Origin of the sequence: Aliidiomarina soli, assembly GCF_003986975.1 — a bacterium.
In the GTDB taxonomy this organism is placed as follows: Bacteria; Pseudomonadota; Gammaproteobacteria; order Enterobacterales; family Alteromonadaceae; genus Aliidiomarina; species Aliidiomarina soli.
In genome coordinates this window covers 581123-606046 of the sequence record NZ_PIPO01000002.1, presented here as the reverse complement: position 1 = coordinate 606046, position 24924 = coordinate 581123, and the positions used below count along the sequence as shown (strand labels likewise).

The 24924-nt window shown below is 49.7% G+C and carries 28 protein-coding genes; 7 read left to right on the top strand and 21 right to left on the bottom strand.

The genetic code is table 11. The features are described from left to right. From CWE14_RS14880 to ampD, 21 genes are all read right to left on the bottom strand, one after another. Positions 1-154: transposase (locus CWE14_RS14880; protein WP_126798627.1), on the bottom strand; the 154-nt coding region annotated here is incomplete at its 3' end. Positions 155-353: 199 nt separating this feature from the next. Then, on the bottom strand, positions 354-932 hold the full coding sequence (locus CWE14_RS06520) for a zinc metalloprotease (protein WP_126798626.1): 579 nt from the start codon (positions 930-932) through the stop codon (positions 354-356). 153 nt (positions 933-1085) lie between these two features. Next, on the bottom strand, positions 1086-1580 hold the full coding sequence (locus tag CWE14_RS06510) for a hypothetical protein (protein ID WP_126798625.1): 495 nt from the start codon (positions 1578-1580) through the stop codon (positions 1086-1088). A 45-nt stretch (positions 1581-1625) separates the two neighbouring features. Beyond that, positions 1626-2099 (bottom strand): GNAT family N-acetyltransferase, encoded by a 474-nt coding sequence (locus tag CWE14_RS06505; RefSeq protein ID WP_126798624.1) that lies wholly within the window; start codon positions 2097-2099, stop codon positions 1626-1628. A 21-nt stretch (positions 2100-2120) separates the two neighbouring features. Next, complete coding sequence (locus CWE14_RS06500; RefSeq protein WP_126798623.1) at positions 2121-2879, bottom strand: hypothetical protein; 759 nt, start codon at positions 2877-2879, stop codon at positions 2121-2123. An 86-nt stretch (positions 2880-2965) separates the two neighbouring features. Continuing rightward, complete coding sequence (locus tag CWE14_RS06495; protein WP_126798622.1) at positions 2966-3574, bottom strand: HAD family hydrolase; 609 nt, start codon at positions 3572-3574, stop codon at positions 2966-2968. Positions 3575-3598: 24 nt separating this feature from the next. Beyond that, positions 3599-4648, bottom strand: coding sequence for a RelA/SpoT domain-containing protein (locus CWE14_RS06490; RefSeq protein WP_126798621.1), 1050 nt, complete (start codon positions 4646-4648; stop codon positions 3599-3601). A 220-nt stretch (positions 4649-4868) separates the two neighbouring features. Continuing rightward, a complete protein-coding gene (locus CWE14_RS06485; RefSeq protein ID WP_126798620.1) occupies positions 4869-5225 on the bottom strand; it encodes a hypothetical protein in 357 nt (118 codons plus the stop codon). A gap of 110 nt (positions 5226-5335) precedes the next feature. Then, a complete protein-coding gene (locus CWE14_RS06480; protein WP_126798619.1) occupies positions 5336-5998 on the bottom strand; it encodes a hypothetical protein in 663 nt (220 codons plus the stop codon). Positions 5999-6104: 106 nt separating this feature from the next. Next, positions 6105-6782, bottom strand: coding sequence for a hypothetical protein (locus CWE14_RS06475; protein WP_198676544.1), 678 nt, complete (start codon positions 6780-6782; stop codon positions 6105-6107). 89 nt (positions 6783-6871) lie between these two features. Continuing rightward, complete coding sequence (locus CWE14_RS06470) at positions 6872-7276, bottom strand: glycyl-tRNA synthetase subunit alpha (protein WP_126798618.1); 405 nt, start codon at positions 7274-7276, stop codon at positions 6872-6874. An 88-nt stretch (positions 7277-7364) separates the two neighbouring features. Further along, entirely contained in the window at positions 7365-7925 is a 561-nt protein-coding gene (locus CWE14_RS06465) for a DUF7010 family protein (RefSeq protein ID WP_126798617.1), read from the bottom strand. A gap of 75 nt (positions 7926-8000) precedes the next feature. Then, a complete protein-coding gene (locus CWE14_RS06460) occupies positions 8001-8627 on the bottom strand; it encodes a hypothetical protein (RefSeq protein WP_126798616.1) in 627 nt (208 codons plus the stop codon). A gap of 97 nt (positions 8628-8724) precedes the next feature. Next, entirely contained in the window at positions 8725-9126 is a 402-nt protein-coding gene (locus CWE14_RS06455) for a GFA family protein (RefSeq protein ID WP_126798615.1), read from the bottom strand. A 219-nt stretch (positions 9127-9345) separates the two neighbouring features. Beyond that, positions 9346-10047 (bottom strand): DUF4328 domain-containing protein, encoded by a 702-nt coding sequence (locus tag CWE14_RS06450; protein WP_241972340.1) that lies wholly within the window; start codon positions 10045-10047, stop codon positions 9346-9348. A gap of 402 nt (positions 10048-10449) precedes the next feature. Next, positions 10450-11874 carry a dihydrolipoyl dehydrogenase gene (lpdA, locus tag CWE14_RS06445; RefSeq protein WP_126798614.1) on the bottom strand — a complete coding sequence of 475 codons (1425 nt, stop codon included), beginning with the start codon at positions 11872-11874 and terminating at the stop codon, positions 10450-10452. 230 nt (positions 11875-12104) lie between these two features. Beyond that, positions 12105-13904 carry a dihydrolipoyllysine-residue acetyltransferase gene (gene aceF / locus CWE14_RS06440; protein WP_126798613.1) on the bottom strand — a complete coding sequence of 600 codons (1800 nt, stop codon included), beginning with the start codon at positions 13902-13904 and terminating at the stop codon, positions 12105-12107. 11 nt (positions 13905-13915) lie between these two features. Then, complete coding sequence (aceE, locus tag CWE14_RS06435; protein ID WP_126798612.1) at positions 13916-16588, bottom strand: pyruvate dehydrogenase (acetyl-transferring), homodimeric type; 2673 nt, start codon at positions 16586-16588, stop codon at positions 13916-13918. A gap of 64 nt (positions 16589-16652) precedes the next feature. Continuing rightward, on the bottom strand, positions 16653-17408 hold the full coding sequence (gene pdhR / locus CWE14_RS06430; protein WP_126798611.1) for a pyruvate dehydrogenase complex transcriptional repressor PdhR: 756 nt from the start codon (positions 17406-17408) through the stop codon (positions 16653-16655). 144 nt (positions 17409-17552) lie between these two features. Next, the gene (gene ampE, locus CWE14_RS06425; RefSeq protein WP_126798610.1) at positions 17553-18443 is read right to left on the bottom strand and encodes a regulatory signaling modulator protein AmpE; all 891 of its coding nucleotides are present in this window, start codon (positions 18441-18443) and stop codon (positions 17553-17555) included. 2 nt (positions 18444-18445) lie between these two features. Then, positions 18446-19060, bottom strand: coding sequence for a 1,6-anhydro-N-acetylmuramyl-L-alanine amidase AmpD (gene ampD / locus CWE14_RS06420; RefSeq protein ID WP_126798609.1), 615 nt, complete (start codon positions 19058-19060; stop codon positions 18446-18448). 83 nt (positions 19061-19143) lie between these two features. On the opposite strand from ampD, the gene CWE14_RS06415 reads away from it, so the two are divergent. The 7 genes from CWE14_RS06415 to coaE all read left to right on the top strand — a co-directional run bounded on the left by CWE14_RS06415 (position 19144) and on the right by coaE (position 24890). Next, positions 19144-19656, top strand: a complete 513-nt coding sequence (locus CWE14_RS06415) for a retropepsin-like aspartic protease family protein (RefSeq protein ID WP_126788535.1) — start codon at positions 19144-19146, stop codon at positions 19654-19656. A 32-nt stretch (positions 19657-19688) separates the two neighbouring features. Beyond that, positions 19689-20558: a carboxylating nicotinate-nucleotide diphosphorylase gene (nadC, locus tag CWE14_RS06410; protein ID WP_198676543.1), complete on the top strand. Its 870-nt coding sequence runs from the start codon at positions 19689-19691 to the stop codon at positions 20556-20558. A 183-nt stretch (positions 20559-20741) separates the two neighbouring features. Next, positions 20742-21203, top strand: a complete 462-nt coding sequence (locus CWE14_RS14830) for a pilin (RefSeq protein ID WP_126798608.1) — start codon at positions 20742-20744, stop codon at positions 21201-21203. Continuing rightward, a complete protein-coding gene (locus CWE14_RS06400) occupies positions 21200-22225 on the top strand; it encodes a GspE/PulE family protein (protein ID WP_157981785.1) in 1026 nt (341 codons plus the stop codon). Before CWE14_RS14830 ends, CWE14_RS06400 begins: the two co-directional genes overlap by 4 nt. Then, positions 22218-23423, top strand: coding sequence for a type II secretion system F family protein (locus CWE14_RS06395; protein WP_198676542.1), 1206 nt, complete (start codon positions 22218-22220; stop codon positions 23421-23423). The genes CWE14_RS06400 and CWE14_RS06395 overlap by 8 nt, the downstream gene beginning before the upstream one ends. A gap of 28 nt (positions 23424-23451) precedes the next feature. After that, positions 23452-24279, top strand: coding sequence for a prepilin peptidase (locus CWE14_RS06390; protein WP_241972339.1), 828 nt, complete (start codon positions 23452-23454; stop codon positions 24277-24279). After that, positions 24276-24890 (top strand): dephospho-CoA kinase, encoded by a 615-nt coding sequence (gene coaE, locus CWE14_RS06385; protein WP_126798605.1) that lies wholly within the window; start codon positions 24276-24278, stop codon positions 24888-24890. Before CWE14_RS06390 ends, coaE begins: the two co-directional genes overlap by 4 nt. Positions 24891-24924: the final 34 nt, after the last annotated feature.

Here is a 24924-nt window from a genome sequence, read left to right as displayed (position 1 = left end):
AAAGCCGGGTGAACTGTCGCCGCCAGTTGTAGATCTGACCGGGATGCAATCCCAATTCTTTGGCGACGGATGCTGCCGTGTTGCCGGGCTGATCCGCTCGGCGTACTGCTTCCCTACGAAATTCCTCGGTATATACCTGCCGTTTCTTGGTCATGAAACACCTCCTGCTAGGGGCTACCTAACTATAGAAGGTGTCTACTGTTTGTGGGTAACTCGGGGAGCTAACGCCGCATTAAGGTGTGAGCAACGCTACCACAAAACCTAGACATACCACCGTAAACACAAAACCCAACGATGGAATGAAAAATGCCAAGCGTTGGGAATCACTCTTAAATGCTTTGTTAGGTTTTAATTTAATGGAACCGTGCCTGTATAGAAGGCAATAGATCAATTTCCTCATGGGATAGCTTAAATTCATCTCCCACTAAATTTACTTCAGAAGCTAACCTGCTACCAAGCCCTGTAATAATTGCGTGCTCTTCCCCAACTAGCTTTGCAGCCTTGTTCCAAAGACAATTATTAATAAAATCGAGATTTTTGTTAGCATCATCTTCATTATGTGCATTTGGATATTTGATATTATTTAAAACTTGGAGTAGCTCTCTTACTTTGTCAAAATCACTTTTCCCACCTTTATGTAGTTCTTCCAGAGCATAGGTATTATTTACTTCACCATTTTCTATTGACTCTCCAAGAACCCCTGCATACAGCACAATTATCCTATTCTCTAAATATGTAGAGACATCTGAAATATCACTAAGTCCACCATATAATTTTATTATAGAACCAGCTTCATGACCGTCGTGTATATGAGTAATTTTTAAGCTAATACCTCCAACCTCAAAACCAAGAATTCTTGCAACTATGTAATGTGCTACTTCGTGCTGTCCAATTTTTTGTAATTGCTTCCTTCTATATGAGCTCATCTTCATTGGATAACCTTATCGCGTTGGATTTTGAAGTAAAAATAATTATACCTGTAGACTCAGTTTGGTACAGGCTATGAAACCTAACGCCGCCAGCACGCGCAGCTTTGTAGTGAAGGCGAAGCCGCAACGAAAAAGCCGTCGCCGTGACTGGCCTTGTTAAATTTTTCCAATGACCAGCCCTGCATAAACGCCTGACATTCGTTTAGCCAGATTTGCGCAGTAACCAAAATACTTCACGCACTCGTTCAGATTCATTCCTGCAGTACCCGGATAGCATAGGGATAAAAAGTATACTTTTTTATCTGGCAGTAGCGCTATTCGAGACACAAACTTCTTAGCTACTTGGTCTGCTCGATTTTTATCCAGCTCTATCGCCACTACAAGCTCTTCAGCTTCGCCATAGATATCAATTGAATCCTTCTGGCTTTTGGACGGCGTATATTCCATCGTCCAGTTCAAGCTAGGAATACTATCCTGCAACCTTTGAAAGACTGAGTTTTGGAAATTTGTAACAATAGCTTTCTGCACATGCTGCGGCTCTCCAAGATGACTTGTAAAATGGTCTCGGCAATCAACGTCAGTAATAACATCCAGGATCGAGTTTAGCCGCTCATCCTGATCTGTAGATCTCACTTTAACTTCTGGCTTCATACTCGATCTCGACTGAAACTTAACGCTTGTAGCATGGGCGCGACGTCAGTAGCGTCCCTTGCCTAAACTTGTTAGCGGCTTAACCATTGCAACAAGACCTGAGTCTTCTCTTGTTACAGAAAACCCTAACGATTCATAAAGACCCAATGCCGCTCTGTTTGACTCGTACACGTTGAGCGTAAAATATTCTGGTTGATACTTAGAGCCAGCAATACTCATAAGCGCCAAACAAAGATTGCGACCTATGCCTCGCGCTCGAAACTCCGGATTTACAATCAACCTCGCTAAATGAAGTGAGTTATTAGCTTTCAGCAGCATTTGACCAAAACCAATAACAGCGCCTTCGCCATCAACGAAGGTGTATGCATTGTCTGCGGATGCGCCCACCTCAGACCATATATTCTCAGGCGATGCTGGATATTGAACCTTCGGGCCGGCCCACATTCGCAAAGATTGCTCGTCGTCTATCCAACTTAAAACTGTTGAAAGATCCAATGCTTCGGCGGCTCGCAATTTCATATCACTCTACTCGCTAACGCCTCAAGCATGGGGGCAGTTCTGCTGCGTCCCTTGGCTTGATTTGTTAGCTGATGTTAGAAATGATACGACCTGCTCCCAGTTATGAAGATAGTCTGAATACCTTGGATTTCTTAAATACCCGAAGGCTTCGCAATCACCTTTAACCCATTCTTTGTTTACTACCCAAACGTTAAACTTTGCTACCGGTCTAGATTTTTCTTCGCCGTCTAATTTGACCTTTACATATTCATGATATGGTTTATCGAGTAGAACCAAAAAATCAAAGTCAAAGCAGCTGATAGATAACGTTGAGTTTGAGTTACTCCTAAATTTCACCTGAAGTTTACAGGTTTTATTATTTATCGGATTAACAACCAGTAAGTCATAGCTTGGCATACTAGGGCTCGCTAGAGAAACAATAAAGCCAAACTCCATCATTAAGTAGCCGGCAATGTAATGTTCTGCAGCTTCTCCTTTTATTGAAGAAAGTGCTTTTTTGTGCCTTAAATCAGTTTCACTAAATTGATGTGGTTTACCGTCTAAATTATTCCGTGCCCAGTTCAATACTGTGTAGAGGCTCCTTTTAAAATCACAAGACGCAAGTTCTGTACAATCACTGTCTTTAGCCCTAATGGAGGCACTATATTCATCATATGATCTGTAGTCAGAATATCTGCTAACCCATAACTCTACTGGTTGACCTTTATAGCTATATCCATCTAGCTCACGGTGAGAGATAGTCCAATGCTTACCATCTCTGTATGAGTGTGTAAAAATCATCAAAGTCTCTATTCAGCTAACGCCTTAGCACAGCGGCAACAGCAAAGCTGTTGTCCGGTGCCGCAGGCGCGTACTGATGCGACTTGTTAGCGCTTTGTAGCCGATTCAACGTGCTGCCACTGATAATATGCATTAGTTGCAATGTTAAGCATATCTTTGTCTTCCAAAGTATCACCATAAGCATAAATAGATTCAAATGAGTCGAGGTCATACCGTTCATGCACACGCCGAACTTTTTCAGAAAGCACGCATTGCTCGCCATCGTATTTCCCTGTCAATAGGCCTTCTCGGTGTTCTAGGGAAGAACAAATAAGGTCAAGTCCATGTTTTTGGCACCATGGGGCTAAATAGATATCTAAACCGCCAGATACAATAACAACTTTATGCCCACTATCTTTGTGCCAATTAATACGTTCCATGGCTTCTGGGCGAAGCGAAGCAGATAAGTATTGCTCAGCAAACTGGTGACCACTTCTTTCAAGCCGGACAATTGGCACACGGCTGTATGCTAATCGCACAATCACACGGCGAATCACAACGCCCGATACAAATCCAAGCTTAAAGCCCAATATCAAGGGCGCTAGTATAAGATGACCAAATACAAGCCTTCTCTTACCTACTGATAGCTTGATAAAGACAGGCATCGTCTCATGAGTTGTGACCGTTCCATCGAAGTCAAAAAGTGCAAGAGCCATGCTTTTTTCTCGCTAACGCCGCGTTCACCGGCTTGTCTGGTGCAACGCTTTGTTAGCTTCTAAAATTTTTTCGATATTTTTAGAAAACTCCGTAGTGTCGGCGAAATAGTTTGGGTACGCCTTTTTTAGCCCATGAACCGATTCAGCTGAAACCAACACAACGTCTTTATCTTTGTTGTCTTTAAATTCTTTTTCTAATTCCGCATATTTCTTTGTAGCTCTACCAATGTGATGGCGTGAATACCTTACTACTTTAATGTTCGATTTATCTACTTCGAGAATTAGCAAAAAATAGTCATTCTTATTCTTCTTGTCCCTACCTAAATGGTTGGTCGATACAGCAAAAGCTCTTAGTTTATGTATTACCCCTAGGCGCTCTATATACTTTACAAGCTCTAAACGCTCTTTTGACTCGGCGCTCTTAGCTAGCCTTTTGTTTTCAATATCTTCAAATGCGATGCTAGCTAACTTAAAAAAATTAAGCCAAGCTTCGTGACCCTGACTAGCCTTTAAACCCTGTCGGGTAAATGTACCAACGACTTCTACAGCTGTAGCCCATGAATGTTGTACTTTGCTACGAATTTGAAGCTCTATCGAGTGGGCTGAATATTGCTTTTTCGCTCCGTTGTAGCGATAAACTAGGTGAATCCCCCTATAACCTGAATTTTTTGGTTTTTTTATGTAATCCCGTTGGCGGCGAAGAATGTTTCTTGTTCTTCCATCAACTATGGCATCTCGTACTTCATATACTTTTTCTTTCGTAGAAACCACTATTCTACAGCCACCAATGTCTTCCATTCTGTCAAGTTTCATTCCGTGTTCACGCTTTAACTTGGCGAGAATAGATGGAGTTCTTTTTAGTCGTCTGACCACGACCGCTTCTGAGTCGATTTCAAAAGACTTTTTTCTGAAATATCCGAGCATTGACTGAATTGGATACTCGTGAGAGTTCCGCCAGTTATCCAGTGCCTCATAAGATTCAAAATAAGTATCTAAATCGAATTCCCCACTAATAAGGTAATCGCCAGCTCGTCTAACAGCTTTTTTCGAAAACTCCAACTCAATCCAAGGCAATTAAATTCTCTCCTTCTCCGATTGTAAGCTAACGCCTTGCTCACCGGTAAATTGCGAGCGCAGCGAGTAATTTATCCGTGTGCAGCAACTTGTTAGCCATTGGCCTCGGACTGCTCTCTGAGCTTGGCTCCATAGTGATATGCCTTCTAAAAGTGAAGGCGAAGCCGCAACGCAAGACGTCGCTTGCCTGACCTTGTTAGGGAATACGCTATGAGCGATCCTATATTCCCCTTTTTTGCCAAAGTAAATATGCTGAACCTAAACAGAAACCTAAAAAGATACTTTGAATTTGTAATGGAAGATTCTCTGAAAGTACACCCAAAGAATGCAGCGCTAACGAGTTAATTGCCACATTGCTAACCATGATTGCTATCGCCAGCAAAATTCCCAACTTACGCTTCTTCCATAGTAAGAGAGCCGCTAGAAAATCCAACACTCCCAAAGAGGACCAATAAATATTTAACCAATCGGGTGCAAATCTGTATGGGAGGAATCCGAAATATATGTTATCGAATACATGCGTTGCACCTCCGACAACCAAGCCAGTAATCCAGATAGTTAAAACAACTTTACTCAAGGTTCTGATATCCGTATCCCTAACGCCCGGCTTTGGGGCGGACTTGTAGCCGCGCAGCGGCGGAGAGGCCGTCCCAGCCCCGAAGGTGCGACAACAGCCGTTTGTTATACCTAAATCTGCTTGAGGTCAATTCTCATTTGCTCTCTAAGCTGTTTAGATTTTGATTTTGCCAATTCTCCGAGACGATAAAGCTCAGCTTGATTTTGATTAGCAAGCTCTTGGTCGTTATTAATGGTTATCTGAACCAGGTCCGACATCATTTTTCCCGACGCAGTAAACATGGCCGAGTAAATCTCCTTAATTTCATCAAGTAGTAATGCAACCTCATCACTTGCTGTCAAACGAAGACTATTTGTTTCTGATTCAATAACCCCAAGCTCTTGAAATCCATCGTGAGTTATTTTGGATATTTGCTCAGAAAACTCAATGGTTGCAGCCGTAGCTGCGGCTTCATCATTGCTTGTCGAAGCCTGTAAATAAGAAGACATGAATTTATTCATTATGGGTATAAAAACGTCTTGATAGTCCGTTTTGTGCCTATTATGAATACTGTCAATGTGTCGAAAGTAGGCTTCATATTGGGAGGCCTTCATCTCAAAAACTTTCATCCTTCGCTGAAGATCAAGGTCGAGGGATTGTTTAATTTTTATAAGCTCACTCTCATGTCGCTTTTTATTGAAATACACGAAACCCAACCAAAGCGCATTGATTAAACCAAATGCCCATGCAAAATACTCCGGCTTTTCTGATATGACGTTGAATATTTCTTCCATGCTCGTCTCTTGGGTTTAGGTATAACGCCGCCAGCATGTGCGGCTTTGTAGTGAAGGCGAAGCCGCAACGAAAAAGACGTCGCCTTGCCTGGCCTTGTTAGGGCAGTCATTCATTGCCCAGATCATGCTTTGCACCTGCTGGCGGCGAAAGAATTCTCTTTAGAAACGGGAATTCCTGAACGCAGATTGCATCAATTTGGTCCCGAATCTTTTGGTCTCCGGTGGTGTGGTTAGCTACACACAGATAGTAATTATTCCCACCGTGTCGCGCGAAGATAATCCATTGCCCGGTTAGCGCAGACTCTTTCATCAGGCGCTTCCAGTTTCCTTCCACTACATCACGCGCAATAGAGAGCACGTCCTTTTCAGAAAAATACCTTTCTTCGCCAGATTCTCGAGCTTCTTCAACCATTCGCTTAGCACAAGGAATGCCATACTTTCTCATTCCTTTTTGAAGATTTATTGCCATTGATGACATCCCGCCCTCAAGATAATGCTTATGCCACAAACCTCTTAGAGGTTGATTGCGTCTGAATATTGATGCGGGTTTGGTACAGCTAGATTGGCGGAGACCTTCAAGAGCCTTTATTTCTTCCATCACTTTAGCAGGGTTTAGACGCCCAGCATTACTCAAATAGTAGAGACCATAGAGCAGCAAGAGACTGTATCGGCCCGACGCAGCTCTTTCCAAACCATATATATCGGCAAAAACCTCCAATTCCTCTGTAACGTCGTTACCGTCAGAGTCTGTTACCTTTCGCCACGTCATCTCAGTTTTTTTCATAGCCCTAACGCCGCTCAGCACGCGCGGTTACGGAATGGAAGCGAAGCCGCAATGCAGTAACCGTCGCCGTGACTGGCCTTGTTAGCGCTTTATATACAAAACACATTCTGAACCCACGCATCATTAGAGTCGAAAGGCCCGTGAATTGAAGCCGTACAGCCATGCAATGGCACTTTTCGCGCAAACTGATCATCAGTTAACCAATCAACGTAAACGCGCCACTCTTCAAAATCTACGTCGCGCACTACCCCTAAGGCACGAACTTCCATATCAGCAGAACCACGACCAAGCATGCGTTTTACTGCGATGCGGTCTCCGCGCCGTATTTGTCGGAATCGTTCACGTTGTGTAGCTATGGAGTTTCCAACATTGCTATCTGATTCGGCTGCTTCGTTAATGTCCCAGCAATACCAATACTGACGGACAATGAAGTCTTTCAGGGCATCATCTGAACCACCCCACATCGCACCTACGAGCCAATATTGTTTGTCCATGATTCTCCTTAGGCTAGGCCGCTAACACCTGAAATAACCGGCGTGCGCTAGCACGTCCGGCGCCGCATGCGCGCAGTTAATTGACTTGTTATGCATTTGGGCTCACACCCCGCCACCTATTCTCGAGCACCAGTATTGCAAAAGCGTAAAGCAAGACAATTACTGCAGAAACAGCTAAAAATCGATGATCTGGAAAAAGGTACCAAACCAATAAAACTGCTACTGTTCTGGCAACTCCATGCACTAGCCCAATCCAATGCCGAATGATCCAAGAAATCGGAAGCCACATTAGCCCTGTCAGAATTCCGACGGTAAGCGGCAACGAGGTGTAATCAATCAGGAAGAAGGGTATCGCAATGGCGTATACAAGAGCTGACATGCCTACTGAGTATAAAAAGAGCGTATCGAAAGTATTCTTTGGCCTGCTTTTATCGAGGAAATTTTCGCCAGTAAACTTTGATATAAACATCCCCAGATAGACAATTGAACCAGTAGCTACAAAAAGAACCAAAGAAATCGCAAAGGGGCTAAGAAAAAGCGAGCTAACTCCAATTAAAGTCCATGCAACCATTCCTGCGATTGGAGTCGCTATCAGGCGACGCCGAGCAAATTCGTCTCTTTGCTCATCTAGAGATCTTTCTTTCTTCATCGGAGTTCCTCGTGGGGTAATGCATAACGCTTTTGTAAAAGGCGCGACGTCAGGAGCGTCCTTTTCACAAACTTGTTATGTAATTGCACTGCGTTGATAGATTTCAGATATTCCCCCTTCCCAGCCTGACCATGCAGTAACCAAGATATATAGAGCCAATAGAATTGGGAGAATATAGTCTGTTACTACGCTTCTATTTATTACTATGTGCCAAATTGACCATAATATCTCTTTCCAAAGCCACCAAGGAGAAAACTGCATTTCGAAGTTTTCGACAGTCATTTCTCCAGAGCCTTTATCTTGTCCTGTCTGCTGTTGGCCGTGGTATACCCATTTCCATTTCTTAAGTGTCCGGTATCCGCAGTCTTCCCTAAAGTCGTTGGGGTATTCTTTTCGAACTAATCGGGTAACCTTTGGTGCACATATTTCATCCAAGAGGTCTGTATACGCAGCATAGAGCTTTGGAAACCCTTCTTGTACAAAATACTGATAATATCGAAAAGCAAAATAGAACCAAGCCAACCAGATCGCTACATAGATAGCATCTGGATTAGAAAACGTCTTAAATTCGATACCCAGAAAACTTAGCTTGTCAATTTCAACTTCACCAAATTTTAAAAACCATATTAGTGCCGACAACGCAAATAGATTTCTCCTTTGCCTTAGCAGGCCATCCGACATTGGCTCTACTGATCTAGCCACAGACTCTCCCAATTACATAACGCCCCTGTGCAGCGCGAGCGTAGCGAGTCCGGCGTCGATAAGCGCGAACTGCCACGGCTTGTTATGTGACAGCTGCTCACTCTGGCAGCCCCTCGAATTCTGGCACATCACCTAAACCTTTATCCCAAACAGCTTTGCTAGATGTAAAGATGTGAGCTGTTGGTGACATAGAGACCTCCGTATCCAAACACCCGGCGGGAATGGCGAGTAGCCCCACCTCGTGAATGATTGGCAATGCGGAACCGCAGAACTTACAAAAACTTTTCTTGTGGCGAGTGCCTGGGAGCGTGAAAGTAGTCACAGAATCTGAACCCGCCAACCAGGTCAACTTGGCTGAGCTCGAAAATAGATTTGCCGCATGAGCAGACCCGGTATCCTTTTGGCAATGCTGACAATGACACAGGTAAAAGCCATCAAAGTTCCCTTGCACTTCAAATTTCGCATTGCCACACAGGCAAGAGCCAGAATAATCAGTCATCAAGTTTTCCTCGATTACCTGTAAACCGTGCGCACATAACGCCCGCCCAAACGCGAGCAACTTATTGCGAGTCCAGCGGCCGAAGGCCGCGATGTCTAAGGCGTTTGTTATGCTTATTCTTCAACGATTTGCTCTGCCGGAATTGAAACCGATGATGCAGCACAACCGCCATACATATTCATGTATCGTAAAACAAAATAATTTTCTTCAAATAACCAATTATCCAACGCTTGCAGGTGTCGCCTGCATCTCGTTATGCGTACTTGCGAGATGGCTGGTTTGAAAATTATGAATTCGTTTTACGATGTTTAGGAAAATCAGCGCCAGGAAGATACTTAAGACACAGCCAACCTGGTCGAAAATATTGAGATTAATTAGATCCTGAAGGTCTTCTACCCGCATAGCACTCCTGAGAAGTGCGTAGCCAAGAAAACTTGAAGCAAGCCATACCAGCCACCAAAGTTGCACTATTCCGCTTGTATATTGTGACTCCCAGTCGGAGGGCTTTTTGCTGGCCTGCCATATTTCCTTCATGGCCTGGTATGGCTTCCATAACGCCAGAACGGGTATAAAGTAGAATCCTATGGACCAACCTGGTGAGAATCTCATATTGTTCGCACCCAGGGCTCTAGCGTTATGATTAGCTCTATGGATCCAACGCAGTATCATGAAGCCGGAGACTGCAAAAATAATTAGAAAGAGAAATCCAACCAGACTCTGGCGGTAGTCATTAGCTGCTCCATCTGCCTCGGCTTGCTCCCGGGATACGTAGTTTCCACTTTGATAGTCGAGTAATAACTGATACTCGAAGTAGTTCGATGCCATAGAAACTAAGACAACGATAATCTGAGCATACAGCATGTATCGAACCCAGGCCGTCAGCGTTTCCGAGTCCTTAAAACCTTCGTTATTTGATGACAATCTATTGTCTCCGTTTAAGTGTTTATAACGCCAATAGGGCTTTCAACCTCGAACCCAACTGGCACCGCAAGACGAGATGTTTTGAACATGGTTATTTTCCTTATCCCATTTGTAGCCGTATGCAGGTTATAGCGCCCACGCTACCGCCCCTGCTAAGAGCTACGCAGATTCGATCATGCGGGTGCTGAAATTGAACAGAGGTAGATGGGGCTGTACGCTCTAATCCGTTAAAGCAGGCTGCATGCGGAGGGCAATTGTAATTATTTCGTTAAGTTGAAAATCCAGATTATAAGGTTCACTTTGCGATTGCAACCCTGACACTTGCCGGGCCGCGGGCATAAAAAAACCCAACCGATTGGTTGGGTTTTTAGGTTCATACCTAAACTGAAAGTAAGCTAAAGGTTACTTCTTCTTCGCCTTTTTGTTCGGCAAGTCAGTGATTGAACCTTCGTACATTTCAGCGGCAAGGCCAACTGATTCATGCAGCGTTGGGTGAGCATGAACGGTCAGCGCGATGTCTTCGGCGTCGCTGCCCATTTCGATGGCCAGGCAGATTTCGCCCATCAGTTCGCCAGCGTGTGAGCCAACAACTGCGCCACCAATCAAGCGGTCGTTTTCTTTATCGAAAATCAGCTTGGTGAAACCATTGGTTGAGTTTGACGCAATGGCACGGCCCGATGCTGACCATGGGAAGGTTACAGCTTCGTACTTAACGCCCTGCTCTTTGGCTTCTTTCTCGGTCAAACCTGCCCAGCACACTTCCGGGTCGGTGTACGCAATAGAAGGAATCACCTTAGGTTCGAAGAAGTGCTTCTTGCCTGCGATGTTCTCAGCCGCTACGTGGCCTTCGTGAGTGGCTTTGTGCGCCAGCATTGGCTGACCAATGATGTCACCAATGGCGAAGATGTTGTCAGCGCTGGTGCGCAGCTGGTTATCGGTTTTGATAAAGCCTTTGTCGTCAACTTCAATGCCGGCTTTGTCAGCACCGATTTTGTTACCGTTTGGAGTACGGCCAACCGCGACCAGAACCGCGTCGTACTTAACTGGCTTGTCTGGTGCGTTTTTGCCTTCAAAGGTAACGTGGATGCCGTCTTTCTTGGCTTCAACTTTAGTTACTTTGGTTTCAAGCATGATGTTTTCATACTTGGTTTTCATTTCTTTGGTGAAGACTTTGATCAGGTCTTTGTCGGCCGCTGGGATCAGCTGGTCCATGAACTCAACCACGTCCAGTTTCGAGCCCAGTGCGCTGTAGACACAGCCCATTTCCAGACCGATGATACCACCACCAAGAATCAGCATTTTCTCTGGTACGAATGGCAACTCAAGTGCGCTGGTTGAGTCCCAGATACGCTCGTCTTCATGTGGAATGAACGGCAGTTCGACTGGCTGTGAGCCGGCTGCGATAATGGCGTTGTCAAACTTGATAGTGGTCTCTTTGTCGCCAGACACTTTCAGTTCGTTGGCGCCGGTGAATTCACCTTTACCGGTAACTACTTTCACTTTACGCATTTTCGACATCTGGTCGAGGCCGCCGGTTAACTGGCCGACTACTTTTTCTTTGTGCGCGCGAATTTTGTCCAGGTCGATCTTAGGTTCGCCGAAGGTTACACCATGGTCGCCCATGTGCTTGGAATCTTCGATGTGCTTGGCTAAATGCAGTAGTGCTTTTGAAGGAATACAACCAACGTTTAAGCAAACACCGCCTAAGGTGCTGTAACGTTCAACCAATACCACGTCGAGGCCTAAATCGGCCGCGCGGAATGCTGCTGAATACCCGCCAGGTCCTGCGCCCAGCACTACAACCTGAGTTTTAATCTCGTTACTCATGATGACCCCTATAGTTAACCGTTTAACTTACCCGGGTACTTAATTGACCCGCTCATCCGGTAAGCAACCTGTTAGTCCAAAATTTTGTACATATAGATACAAATTGCGCGAAGTGGGCAATATTGTACCGAGAATTTAATCCAACGTCTTGTCCATTCGCCGCCTAATTCGCTCGAATGACGGCAGCGAACGGACAAAAGCCGCCTCAATCACAGGCGGCTTTTCAATCACTACAGCAGTAGCTTGCGAATATCAGACAGCGCGTGGTTCAGATACGTAGTGAACCGCGCGGCGACTGCGCCGTCAATGACACGATGGTCGTAGGACAGGCTCAGTGGCAGTTTCAGTCGCGGCACAAACTCGCTGCCGTTCCACACTGGCTTCATTTCGCTTTTCGACACGCCTAAGATAGCCACGTCCGGTGCATTCACGATTGGTGTGAATGCGGTACCGCCGATACCACCTAAGCTTGAAATCGAGAAGCATCCACCCTGCATGTCAGCCGCTTTAAGCTTGCCGTCACGCGCTTTGACGCTGATCTCTGATAACTCTTCGGTCAGCTGCTTGATGCCTTTCTTGTCGACATCACGCACCACCGGCACGACCAGACCATTTGGCGTGTCTACAGCAATACCGATGTTGACGTATTTTTTCATGATCAGGTGTTCGCCGTCTTCGTGCAGCGACGAGTTGAACACCGGATATTCGCGCAGTGCCTGAGCACAGGCTTTCATGATAAACACCAGCGGGGTGAACTTCATGCCAGACTTAATTTTCGCCTGGTATTCGTTCTCCGACTTCCGGAAGCTTTCGAGCTCAGTAATGTCCGCTTCGTCAAACTGCGTCACGTGTGGAATAGTGACCCAGTTGCGGTGCAGATTCGGTCCGGAAATACGCTGAATGCGTGACATCTGGACTTTCTCGACTTCACCGAACTTCTCAAAGTCGACTTTCGGCTGCGCGATGACCTGCAGGCCACCTTCACCACCGGTACCCGGTGCTGCTGAGGCTTTCGGCCGTGACAGTTCGTATTTCACAAACTGCTGCACGTCTTCTTTCAGGATGCGGTCTTTCGGTCCACTACCTTTCACTTGGCTTAAGTCGACACCGAATTCGCGGGCCACACGGCGCACTGACGGTGACGCGTGGACAATGCCATCGCTCTGCCCTTTGCGCCCAAGCGGGTGATCCGGTACTGGCGGCTTGCGTGAACGCGAGCTGTGAGTTTCGCTCTTGCCTTCACTTTTGCCACTGTCTTTATCTTCGTTTGAAGATTTTTTATCTTCTTTTGAATCTTCAGTTGACGACTTGCTTGAGCTGCTGGCACTGCTGCTATCGCTTTTCGCTTTCGAGTCACCTGAACCTGAGTCTGACGACCCGGAGCCTTTGACTTCCAGCTTAATCACCAGCGAGCCCTGCTTAACCTTGTCACCTTCTTTCACCAGCACTTCTTTGACCGTACCGCCTTGTGGGCAAGGCACGTCCATGGTGGCTTTGTCAGTTTCCAGGGTGATCAGGCCGTCTTCGGCTTCAACCGTGTCGCCTTCTTTGATCAGTACTTCAATCACTTCAACTTCGCCGTCTTCACCGATATCCGGTACTTCAACGTCGATAACTTCGGAGCCACCGGACTCGTCACCTGACGATTTTTCGTCTGCTGAATCATCGTCGTCCGACGTTGTATCTTCAGATGAATCGTCTTCATCAGATGATTTATCTTCGTTTGAAGATTTTTCATCCTCTGATTTGTCTTCGCCTGAAGATTTGTCAGAATCGTCCTCATCCGAACCACCCGCCTCGGCGATCATCGCCAGCAGGTCGCCCTCTTTAATTTTGTCGCCCACCTGGACTTTAAGGTCCTCGACGGTGCCGCCAAAAGGTGCTGGAATATCCATTGACGCTTTATCGCTTTCAACGGTAATCAGCGAGTCTTCAGCGTCAATGCTGTCACCTTTGCTGACCAGTACCTCAATGACTTCGACTTCTTCGCCACCGACGTCGGGGACTTTAACTTCTTTTGCATCTGCCATAGTAGCCTCCGTTACGCGTGCAGTGGATTGATCTTGTCAACGTCGATACCGAAGTCTTTGATAGCTTTCGCTACCACTTTCTTATCGATATCACCCGCTTGAGCCAGTTCAGCTAACGCTGCCACAACAATGTAGTCTGCGTTCACTTCAAAGTGACGGCGCAGGTTCGCGCGGCTGTCTGAGCGGCCAAAGCCGTCAGTTCCCAACACCCGGTAAGGTCCTGGCACCCAGGCGCGAACCTGGTCAGCGTAAAGCTTCATGTAGTCGGTTGCGGCAATCACCGGCCCTTTACCGTTTTTCTCTAGCACATCGGTAATGTAGGCGGTTTTTGCTTTCTTGGTTGGGTTAAGCATGTTGTAACGCTCAACGTCCAAACCATCGCGCGCCAGCTCGTTCAGTGAGGTAGCACTGAAAATGGTGCTGCTGACGTTGAAGTCTTTTTCCAGAACCGCGGCGGCTTCACGGACCTGCTGCAGAATGGTGCCGGAGCCCAGCAGGCGCACATGGCCTTCGGCTTTCTTGGCTTTTTTCTCATCCAGCTTGTAGATACCGCGCAGAATGCCTTCTTCTGAGCCTTCCGGCATTTCTGGTTGCTGATAGTTCTCGTTCATCACCGTGATGTAGTAGAAAACGTTTTCGTTCTCGTCATACATCCGACGCAGACCGTCCTGAGTAATCACTGCCACTTCGTAGCCGTAGGTCGGGTCGTAGCTGATGCAGTTCGGTACGGTGTTGAACAGAATTAAGCTGTGGCCGTCCTGGTGCTGTAAGCCTTCGCCGTTCAGCGTGGTGCGACCGGCAGTACCGCCGATTAAGAAACCACGGGTCTGGCTGTCACCTGCTGCCCAGACCAAATCACCGACACGTTGCGGACCGAACATCGAATAATAGATGTAGACCGGGATCATCGGTTCATTGTTGGTTGAGTAGCTGGTACCGGCGGCAACCCACGAGGCTAATGCACCCAGCTCGTTGATACCTTCCTGCAGTACCTGACCTTTCTTGTCTTCACGGTAGTAAGCGACCTGATCGGCATCCTGCGGGGTATATTTCTGACCCTGGTGGGCGTAAATACCAACCTGGCGGAACAGACCTTCCATACCAAAGGTACGGGCTTCATCCGGAATAATTGGGACCACGCGCTGGCCGATTTTCTTGTCTTTCAGCATCGCGGTTAATACACGAACGAAGGCCATGGTGGTCGAAATTTCACGATCCCCTGAGCCTTTTAAGACTGAATCAAAGGCTTTCAGTGAGGGTACTTCCAGCTCTTTGTCGCTGTTTCTGCTGCGTACTGGCATGAAGCCACCGAGTTTTTCACGGCGTGCTTTCATGTATTTGTACTCTTCGCTGTCCTCAGGGAAGCTGTAGTACGGGATATCTGCCAAATCTTCGTCTTTAACTGGAATATTGAAACGATCACGGAAGTGCTTAATCGCATCAATGTCCATTTTCTTGACCTGATGGGCGACGTTTTTACCTTCACCGGCTGAGCCCATGCCATAGCCTTTAACGGTTTTGGCTAAGATCACCTGTGGACGACCTTTGGTGTTCACGGCTTTGTTGTAAGCGGAGTACACTTTTACCGGGTCGTGACCACCACGGTTGAGGCGCCAGATATCTTCGTCTGACAGGTTGGCCACCATCTCTTTGGTTTCCGGGTACTTACCGAAGAAGTGCTCACGGGTGTAAGCGCCGCCTTTGGCTTTGTAGTTCTGGTACTCACCATCCACGCTCTCTTCCATGACCTGGGCCAGTTTGCCTTCGGTGTCACGGTACAGAAGCGGATCCCAGTAGCGACCCCAGACTACTTTAATTACTTCCCAGCCAGCGCCGCGGAAGGTCCCTTCCAGCTCCTGAATGATCTTGCCGTTACCACGTACCGGGCCATCCAGGCGCTGCAGGTTACAGTTCACTACGAAAGTCAGGTTATCCAGCCCTTCGCGGGTGGCGAGACCAATCGCACCTAAGCTTTCTGGCTCATCCACTTCACCATCACCTAAGAAGCAGTAAACACGCTGCTTAGAGCAGTCTTTAATGCCACGGTCAGTGAGGTATTTTAAGAAACGTGCCTGGTAAATCGCCTGAATAGGGCCAAGGCCCATGGACACAGTCGGGAACTGCCAGAAGTCTGGCATCAGTTTCGGGTGCGGGTAGCTTGGTAAGCCATCGCCATCGACTTCCTGGCGGAACTTGTCCATCTGCGCTTCAGTGATACGGCCTTCGAGGAAAGCACGGGCATAAATGCCTGGTGATACATGACCCTGAATAAAGAGGAAGTCACCGCCGTCTTCGTCCGTTGGCGCACGGAAGAAGTGGTTAAAGCCGACATCATAGAGCATCGCTGACGAGGCGAAGCTGGAAATATGGCCGCCCAGATCGAGTTCTTTTTTCGACGCGCGCAGTACCATCGCCAGAGCATTCCAGCGGATAGCGGCTCGGATCCGCGATTCCAGCGTGTGGTCGCCTGGCATCACTGGTTCCTGACTAACCGGAATAGTATTCAGGTATGCCGTAGTTGGCTTGTACGGTAAATACGCACCGCTACGGCGCGCTTTATCAATCAGTTCTTCAAGCAGGAAGTGGGCACGCTTTGGCCCCTCAGCTTCGAGCACACCTTCTAAGGCCTCAAGCCATTCCAGCGTTTCCTGTTGATCGATATCGTTCTTTTCTTGTTCAGCCATAATGATTCCTTAACTCTTTCACCGACTCTTATCACCGGTGACGGTGATTCATCTTACGATGCTTCTACTGTTCACTGCGCCGGCTTGCTCGCTGCTGACGCTGGTGATCACGATTTAATTGCAGCAGAGTAGCCTCAATATAGGTCAGATGCTGATGACATGCATCGCGTGCCTGCTCGGGCTGCCCTGCTAAAATAGCCTCAACAATAGAGGCCCTGTGCTGTTGTAATTGGGTTCGTATTTCACTGCGGCGGGTCAGGACGTCCAGGTTTTGCCGCATGTTCTCCATTAAAATATCCTGCATGCCACGCACCAGATGAAGCAATACCACATTGTGGGAAGCTTCAGTGATGGCCACATAGAATGTCATTAAGGCTTTGGCTTGTTCGGCCACCCCTTGTTCCGCTGCCTGAGTCGCCGCATCAAAGCTTTCTTCAATCCGGCGATGGTCGTCATCGGTGCCACGTAGCGCAGCATAATAAGAGGACACCCCTTCCAGGGCGTGGCGAAACTCGAGCAGGTCATAATGTGCTTCCGGATTTTGCGCCAGCAAAGCAAACAAAGGGTCAGTGACTTTCTGGTGCAACGCACCGGTAATATAGGTGCCGCCGCCCTGACGCCGGGTTACCAGACCTTTTGCTTCGAGTTTCTGAATGGCTTCCCGCAATGAAGGACGCGACACATCCAGTTGACGTGCCAGCTCGCGCTCAGACGGCAAACGTTCGCCGGCCGCATAGGTGCCGTCGACGATTAAGCCTTCCAGTTTTTCCGTAATCACGTCGGACAATTTAAATGCCTGTACGCGCGATAAACCTGTCATCCTGATGTCGCTTCCTTAAATTGGTCTTACCAATAGACCTATTTTAAATCGTTCGACTATAAAACCCAAGTAAATCATGCCGCAGATTGGTATGACCAGCGCAACCGAGGCGGCAATCCAGCGTTTATAAGCGTGCTACCCCACTCAGGACAGCCAGCCGAGCAAGGTCGCCACCGCCGTGGCTGCCAATAAAAAGGTCATTGTCCGCTTAGCTAATTTAAGCATGGCACAAGGCTCGTCGGTCAGGTCTTCGTGTTCTGCCTGGTCCTCGGCGCGCTCGGCGATAGTCTGTAAATACCCTGCATTTAGTTCGGCGTCTTTGCCGAACCCTTTAAGCCAGACAGGCAAGGCCCGGTTGAAATGGCCTACCAACAAATAAGCAAAACCTGCGACCCGTACCGGCACCCACTCCAGCCAATGCAGAATACGGATAAAGTGGCTGTTCTGTTCAATGGTAGCGGTTTCTGCTTCAATTGCCTTGTCTGCGGAGGCATTCTTCGTTTGTGCCTGCGCCTGGGCATGCCGCGAATCACGAACTAACGCATAGAGTAGAGCCCCTGGCGCACCAAAAACTATAAACCAGCAGCACACCGCAAAATAGTAGCGAAAGTTCAGCCACACCAGATGCCCACCAAGAGTGGTGGCTTCCGCGTCCGGGTTCGCCGCGTCCAATTCTGCTTTTAACTGCTGACAACCTGCATCGTTGTTGCGATGTGCCTTATGCAGATAGTCGCGGACCAACAAGCGCTGCGGCGAACACCCTAAGGTCACCACCAGTACCAAAATATTCACTAACAAGAGCAATAAAGCGCTGTCCTGCAGCCATAACAGAATCCCCAGGATCACAGCCGGTGCTACCCACAGCAGGACGCTTCCGGCGGGGTCGCTGATTGCTCTTTGCAGTGGGGCATGGCTGCGTGCCTGTTTGTGCAAAAAACGGCCCCAGCTAACTGCCAGCATCCGTGATTGCCAGCGTTGGCGCTGGCGTAAACTGCGATCAATCAAAATGGCGATGAGCAGTGAGAGAATAACCATGGCTAGCTGTTGTCCTTGTTGTTATTTGTTTTGAAGCTCGCCTGCAAAGCCGCAGCGCAGGGTTCCGGTTGAGCCTGACACTGTGCTGCTAATGCCTGCCAGTCAAACCCGGGGCCGGGGTCTGTTTTACGCCCCGGCGCGATATGTTCATGGCCGGTCACGGCATCCCCCGCTATCTGCGGATAGGCAGCACGCAGGGCATCAATCAACTGACCCAACACCTGGTACTGTGCTTCGGTATACGGAATGTCGTCGGTGCCTTCCAGCTCTACCCCAATCGAAAAGTCATTGCAACGTTCGCGCCCGTGCCAGCTCGAAACCCCGGCATGCCAGGCTCGTTTGTCAAAAGGCACGTACTGAATAAGCTCGCCGTCACGCCGAATCAGGCAATGCGCCGACACTTTAAGCCCGTCCAGAATGGCGAAGTCAGGCTTTTCAGTACAGTCCAGCGTCCCCAGAAACAGCTGGTCGATATAAGGCAAGCCAAACTGCCCTGCAGGCAGGCTTATGCCATGCACCACAACCAGCTCAATGTCGCTGCCTGGGGGGCGTTCGTCGCAATGGGGCGAAGCACGAAAGCTCGCCGTTTCTACTTTATGCTGTGATACTCTAAGCACGAATACCCTAGAATGTTGATTTTATAGACCAGTATCAAGTATCCAAGGTCTTAGTGTAAAGGTAAAGCGAAGGTGGTTGTGGTATGAGCAGCTCGGACTCAAGTGCGCGTATCGGTAAATGGTTTGCCGGGTTGGCCTGGATTTTCCTCTTGGTGGTGTTGTACCTGTGGTTTGGCGACTTGCTGCAGAAGCAGGAAAATCCCAATCAGTCGGTTGCCAGTTACCAGCAGGACGGCCGTGCCGTGGTCGAATTAAAACAGAATCGTTCCGGCCATTATGTCGCCAACGGCGCTATCAACGGTCAACAGGTGACCTTCATGCTAGATACCGGTGCGACCCAGGTTGCTATCCCGCAAACCCTGGCTGCAGAGCTTGGCCTTGCCCGGGGAAACCCAGTCATTGTGCGCACTGCCAATGGCACCGCTCGCGCGTATACCACCACCATTAACGAACTTCGGTTAGGCGATATCCGGCTTCACGATATCGCCGGGACTATTGTTCCCGGCTATCAGTCGGAGCAAATATTGTTGGGCATGAGCGCGCTGAAAACGTTAGAATTCACCCAACAGAATCGTGTTTTAACGATTTATCAGTAACTCATTACCCGTTAAGTTAAAGAAGGCAAGCCATGAACGAGATCCAGCCGCAGGTGCTGCAACAGCAGATAGAAGCCCAGGTACGTCTGGCCCTGAGTGAAGACCTCGGCGGCGACATCGATATCAGCCGTGATATCACTGCGCAGCTTATTAATCCGTCCACCACCGCTAACGCGCGCGTTATTACCCGTGAAGACTGCGTCTTTTGCGGTAAAGCCTGGGTGGATGAAGTGTTTGCCCAGCTCGGTGGCGATGTCAGTATTGCCTGGCGCGTCAACGACGGTGATGAATGTGCGGCCGGCGATACACTGTTCGAGCTCTCCGGCCCGGCGCAACAATTGCTGACCGGCGAGCGCAGCGCGCTCAACTTTGTCCAGACGTTATCGGCGACCGCAACCCAAACCGCGCGGGCGGTCGATTTACTGCAGGGCTTCGCCACGCGCTTACTCGACACCCGTAAAACGCTGCCTTGCCTGCGCTTTGCACAAAAGTATGCGGTGGCCTGTGGCGGCGGTAAAAACCATCGCCTTGGCCTGTTTGATGCGTACTTAATTAAAGAAAACCACATCAGTGCCTGTGGCGGGGTACAAGCAGCCGTGCAAACCGCTCGCCAGCGCCACCCCGAGCGTTGGGTTGAAGTTGAAGTTGAGAGCATGGACGAACTTCAGCAGGCACTGGACGCTGGTGCCGATGTGATCATGCTGGATAACTTCAGTCTGGGTGATATTCGTCGCGCGGTAGACCTCACCGCAGGTAAAGCCAAACTGGAAGTGTCCGGCAACGTCACCGCCGATCAGCTGCGCGATTACGCGGCAACTGGCGTTGATTTCATATCCTCCGGTGCGCTGACCAAGCATGTGCAGGCGATTGACCTGTCAATGCGATTTGCCAATATGGGCTAAGCCCTGTACTGACCACGAGTTAATAAGAAAAGGCTGCCTTCGGGCAGCCTTTTTGCGTTAAGGCGTACAAGGTCCGGCTGGCCGCTTTGGGCTTACAGGCTATTACTTAAGCATAGGGGTCTTTTGTGTCGATCTGCTCGTCCACAGGACCCGGATTAACGTCACTTTGCTAAGGATAGCGCTATGAACTTCATTACCTTTCGCCGCCAACGCGGCTTTAACCTGATTGAACTGATGATTGTGGTCGCCATTATTGGCATTTTAAGTTCGGTCGCCATACCTGCCTACACCGATTACACCCAGCGGGCCCGGGTCAGCTCGGCACTGGCGGGGGTCGCCCCCTGGCTAACCTCCGTCGCCCTGTGCTGGCAAATGGAGAGCCAGCTCAGCAGCTGCCATTATGGAGGGAGCCACGTCGCCATGCCGGGCGACTTACCCCGCGGTATTACCAATGCGACCACAACCGGCAGTACACTCACGGTCACCCTGGATGCCAATGACCGCAGCTCGCAACCGATTCTGGTTCGCTATACACCAGATACCTCAAGTGCCGGCTATCTCAACTGGACCATCGGGTGTTCCGACTACGATGACACCGCGCGTCCGGTATCCCGGGTGACCGAATGTACCGAGGCGATACTGTGACCCCGCTCCCGGCCGACTCGGCGGCTGAGCGTCTGGTCAGCCAACTGGTCCAGCGCTGTGTTCAGTCTGCGGCCTCTGACCTGCACCTTGAGCCAACATCCACGGGCTACCGGGCGCGGTTGCGCAGCATGGGTCAACTTAAGGTGGTTGAGAGCATTGATGCTCAGCTAGCGCCGCGTGTAGTCGCGCATATTAAAGTCCTGGCGCAGCTTGATATCACCGAACGCCGATTACCGCAGGATGGCCGTTGCCGCTTTCAGTTACCGGGCCAGTTGGTCGATTGTCGGGTTAATACCTTACCCACCTTAGGCGGTGAAAAGCTGGTGTTACGGTTACTGGGTGTCGGCAATGCCAACCGCTGCCTAAGTGAGGCGGGTTTATTACCCAGCCAGCGCAAAACTGTCGACGGTATTCTAAGTCACCGTGAAGGGCTCATTCTGACCACCGGGCCAACCGGCAGTGGTAAAACGCAGACTTTATATACGCTGCTGCAAATGCTTAACCGCGAAACCACCAATATCAGTACCGTAGAAGACCCGGTTGAAGTGGACCTCCCCGCCGTCAATCAGGTCAGCGTGCAGCCGTCACTGGGCCTTACCTTCGCCCAGGTACTGCGCGCGTTAATGCGTCAGGATCCGGATATTCTGATGGTCGGCGAGATCCGCGACGCTGAAACCGCCAGTATGGCCTGTCAGGCGGCGCAAACCGGGCATTTGGTGTTGGCAACCTTGCATGCGGCAAGCCCGTTAAGTGCCCTGATCCGGTTGCAGCAACTGGGCGTCGATGGTTATCAGCTTGCTGCAAGCCTGTTACTGCTGATGAACCAACGGCTGGTCAGCCTGACTGAGAGCAAACGTATTGGCGTCTTTGAACTGGTGCCAATGACCGACAGATTACGCATGGCGCTGCTGGCTAATCCGAACCAGACTCATTACTGGCAAACGCTGGCCAATGCCTGTGTGGCTGATATCGACCTTAAACAGGCCCAGCAGCAACACCTGGCGGAGCTGGCCGGTGTTTAGGAAGACTCTGCGCGCCTGGCACTGGCAGGGTCGTAACCGGCATGGGCTTAAGTTGCGAGGTATTGCCTTTATCCCGCCACAATTACTGCGTCTGCAACTGTGGCAGCAGGGTGTGCAACTGATCTCAACCCGGCTGGTGCGTCAACGCCCGTTGCGCGGCAAACGGCGGCGTAGCTGGCAACTTGATTTCACCGCCGCCTGGGCCAGTTTACTTAATTCGGGGTTGAGCCAACTGGATGCTTTTCGGCTTTTAATGGAACAGGCTCAGCATGCTGAAGTCAGTCAGTGGTTACACAGCCTACTGGCAGCACTCCACAGTGGCAGTAGTCTGCACCAAAGTCTGCAACGTAGTGCAGCTGGGTTCTCTGCGCAATATTGCCGGCTGGTCGAGGTAGGTGAACAAAGCGGCCAGTTACCGCAGGTGCTGAGGCGGCTGCAGCAGCAAATGGAGCAGTCAGCGGCGCAAAGCAAAGCGGTTCGTAAAGCTCTGACCTACCCCCTGATAGTGCTCGCGGTGGCTGTTCTGGTGGTATTTGCAATGCTCTACTTTGTGGTACCTCAGTTCGCCCAATTGTATCTGCAAATGGATGTCGCTATTCCGCCTTCCACGGCCTCATTGCTGGCTTTGGCAGATGCGCTGCGCGAGCCAACCAGCTGGTTACTCCTGCTTCCGCTCGCTGCACTGTGGCCAGTTAAACGCAGCTTCCAGTACAGCATGGGTCGTTACCCGCTATTTGTACGCTGGGTTTATCAACTTCCGGGCATCGGCAGTCTGCTGCTGCGTCAGCATTTAACCGCTGACTTTGCCACTCTGCAACTTGCCTATGCCAGTCATTTACCACTGACCGACGCATGCCAGCTTACCGCGCGCAGCTGCGAGTCGGCGTACCTGCGTCAGCACTGGCAACGCTGCACTCAGTTGCTGGCAGGCGGTAGTAGCCTGTATGAGATTCTGCAGCAAAACCCCTGCCTTAATCAGGAACAGCTGCGCATCATTGACCTTGGGGAACGCAGTGGCCGGCTAAGCGAGCAGCTGGAGCGCTTGACTCAGCAACTGGCGGATCAGGTTGAACAGGTCCAGCAGCGTATTCTTAAAGCCCTTGAACCGGTATTTCTTGCTATTACTGGTGTTATTACCGGCGCTATTTTAATGGCGTTGTACATACCGCTCTTTCAGCTTGGCCAGTTGGTGGGGTAAACTGGCCTCATTGTGCAAGGAGCCAACTGTGACTGAACTTATTTTCGCTGCACTGCTCGGCCTGTTGCTGGGGAGTTTTTTTAATGTGGTCATTATCCGCCTGCCGCGGATGATGGAGCTGCAATGGCAACTTGACTGTGGCCAACCGAAGCCGCCTCAGGGGAAACCCTATAATCTGGCCTGGCCGGGTTCGCACTGCCCTGCCTGCAAAACCCCCATTAAAGCCTACGACAATATCCCCTTGCTCAGTTACCTGTTCCTGCGCGGCCGGTGCCGCCATTGCCAGACCCGCATCCATTGGCAGTATCCAGCGGTTGAACTGATCAGCGCCCTGGTACCTGTGTTGTGCATTCTCCAGTTTGGCCCGACCCCACTCGCAGCAGCATATAGCCTGCTGCTATGGGGGCTGCTGATCTTAAGCGCAATCGATTTACGCCATTTACTGCTACCGGACCAACTCAGTTACCCGCTACTCTGGCTCGGCTTACTCGCGTCGGTTAGCGTGCTGCCGATGGAACCGGTTGACGCTATTTACGGTGCTGCCGCAGGCTACCTGTCGTTATGGCTGGTTTACTGGGTGTTCAAACTATTGACCGGTAAAGAAGGGCTTGGCTATGGCGATTTTAAGCTCTTGGCGGTGCTTGGGGCATGGTTCGGCTGGTCCATGCTGCCGCTGATCATTTTAAGTGCGTCCTTCGCTGGTGCCTTGATCGGGATTGGTCTGCTGGCAATGCAACGGCACCAACGGGGGTCGCCTCTGCCATTTGCGCCTTTCCTCGCCATGGGGGCAGTCATCGCGCTATTCTATGGTGACGCTATTTACGGCTGGTACTGGCAGTGGGCGGGGTTTGCATGAGTAATTTCGTGGTCGGCGTCACAGGCGGTATCGGCAGTGGTAAAACCACGGTCACCGATGCCTTCGCCGCCAGAGGTATTCCGGTTATTGATGCCGACGTCATTGCCCGCGAGATGGTTGCTGCCGGCAGCGACTCGCTCAACGACATTGCCCGCCATTTCGGGCCCGACATACTGACCGCACAAGGCGAACTGGACCGGGCTCAATTGCGGCAGCGTATATTCGCCGACGAGGCCGAAAAAGAATGGCTCAATCAGTTACTTCACCCCCGTATTCGCCACGCCATCGAAACCCGGCTCAACGACGCAGATGCAGCGTATTGCATACTGTCCGCCCCTTTATTGCTGGAAAATAAACTTACCTACCTGACAAACCGGGTACTGGTTGTCGACGTGCCTGAGAGTCTCCAGATCAAGCGAACCATGGCCCGTGACAATAACAGCGAGGCTCAGGTCGAGGCGATTATTGCGGCGCAGATGCCACGCCAGCAGCGGCTGGCCCAGGCTGATGATGTGTTGAGCAATGACGGCACCGTCGCGGACGTGTATGATCAGGTTGAAATACTTCATCAACAGTATCTTCAGGCTGCCGCTAGCAAGCGTCAGCAATAAACCTATTTTTAGATTCAGACAGGCAGGATTATCA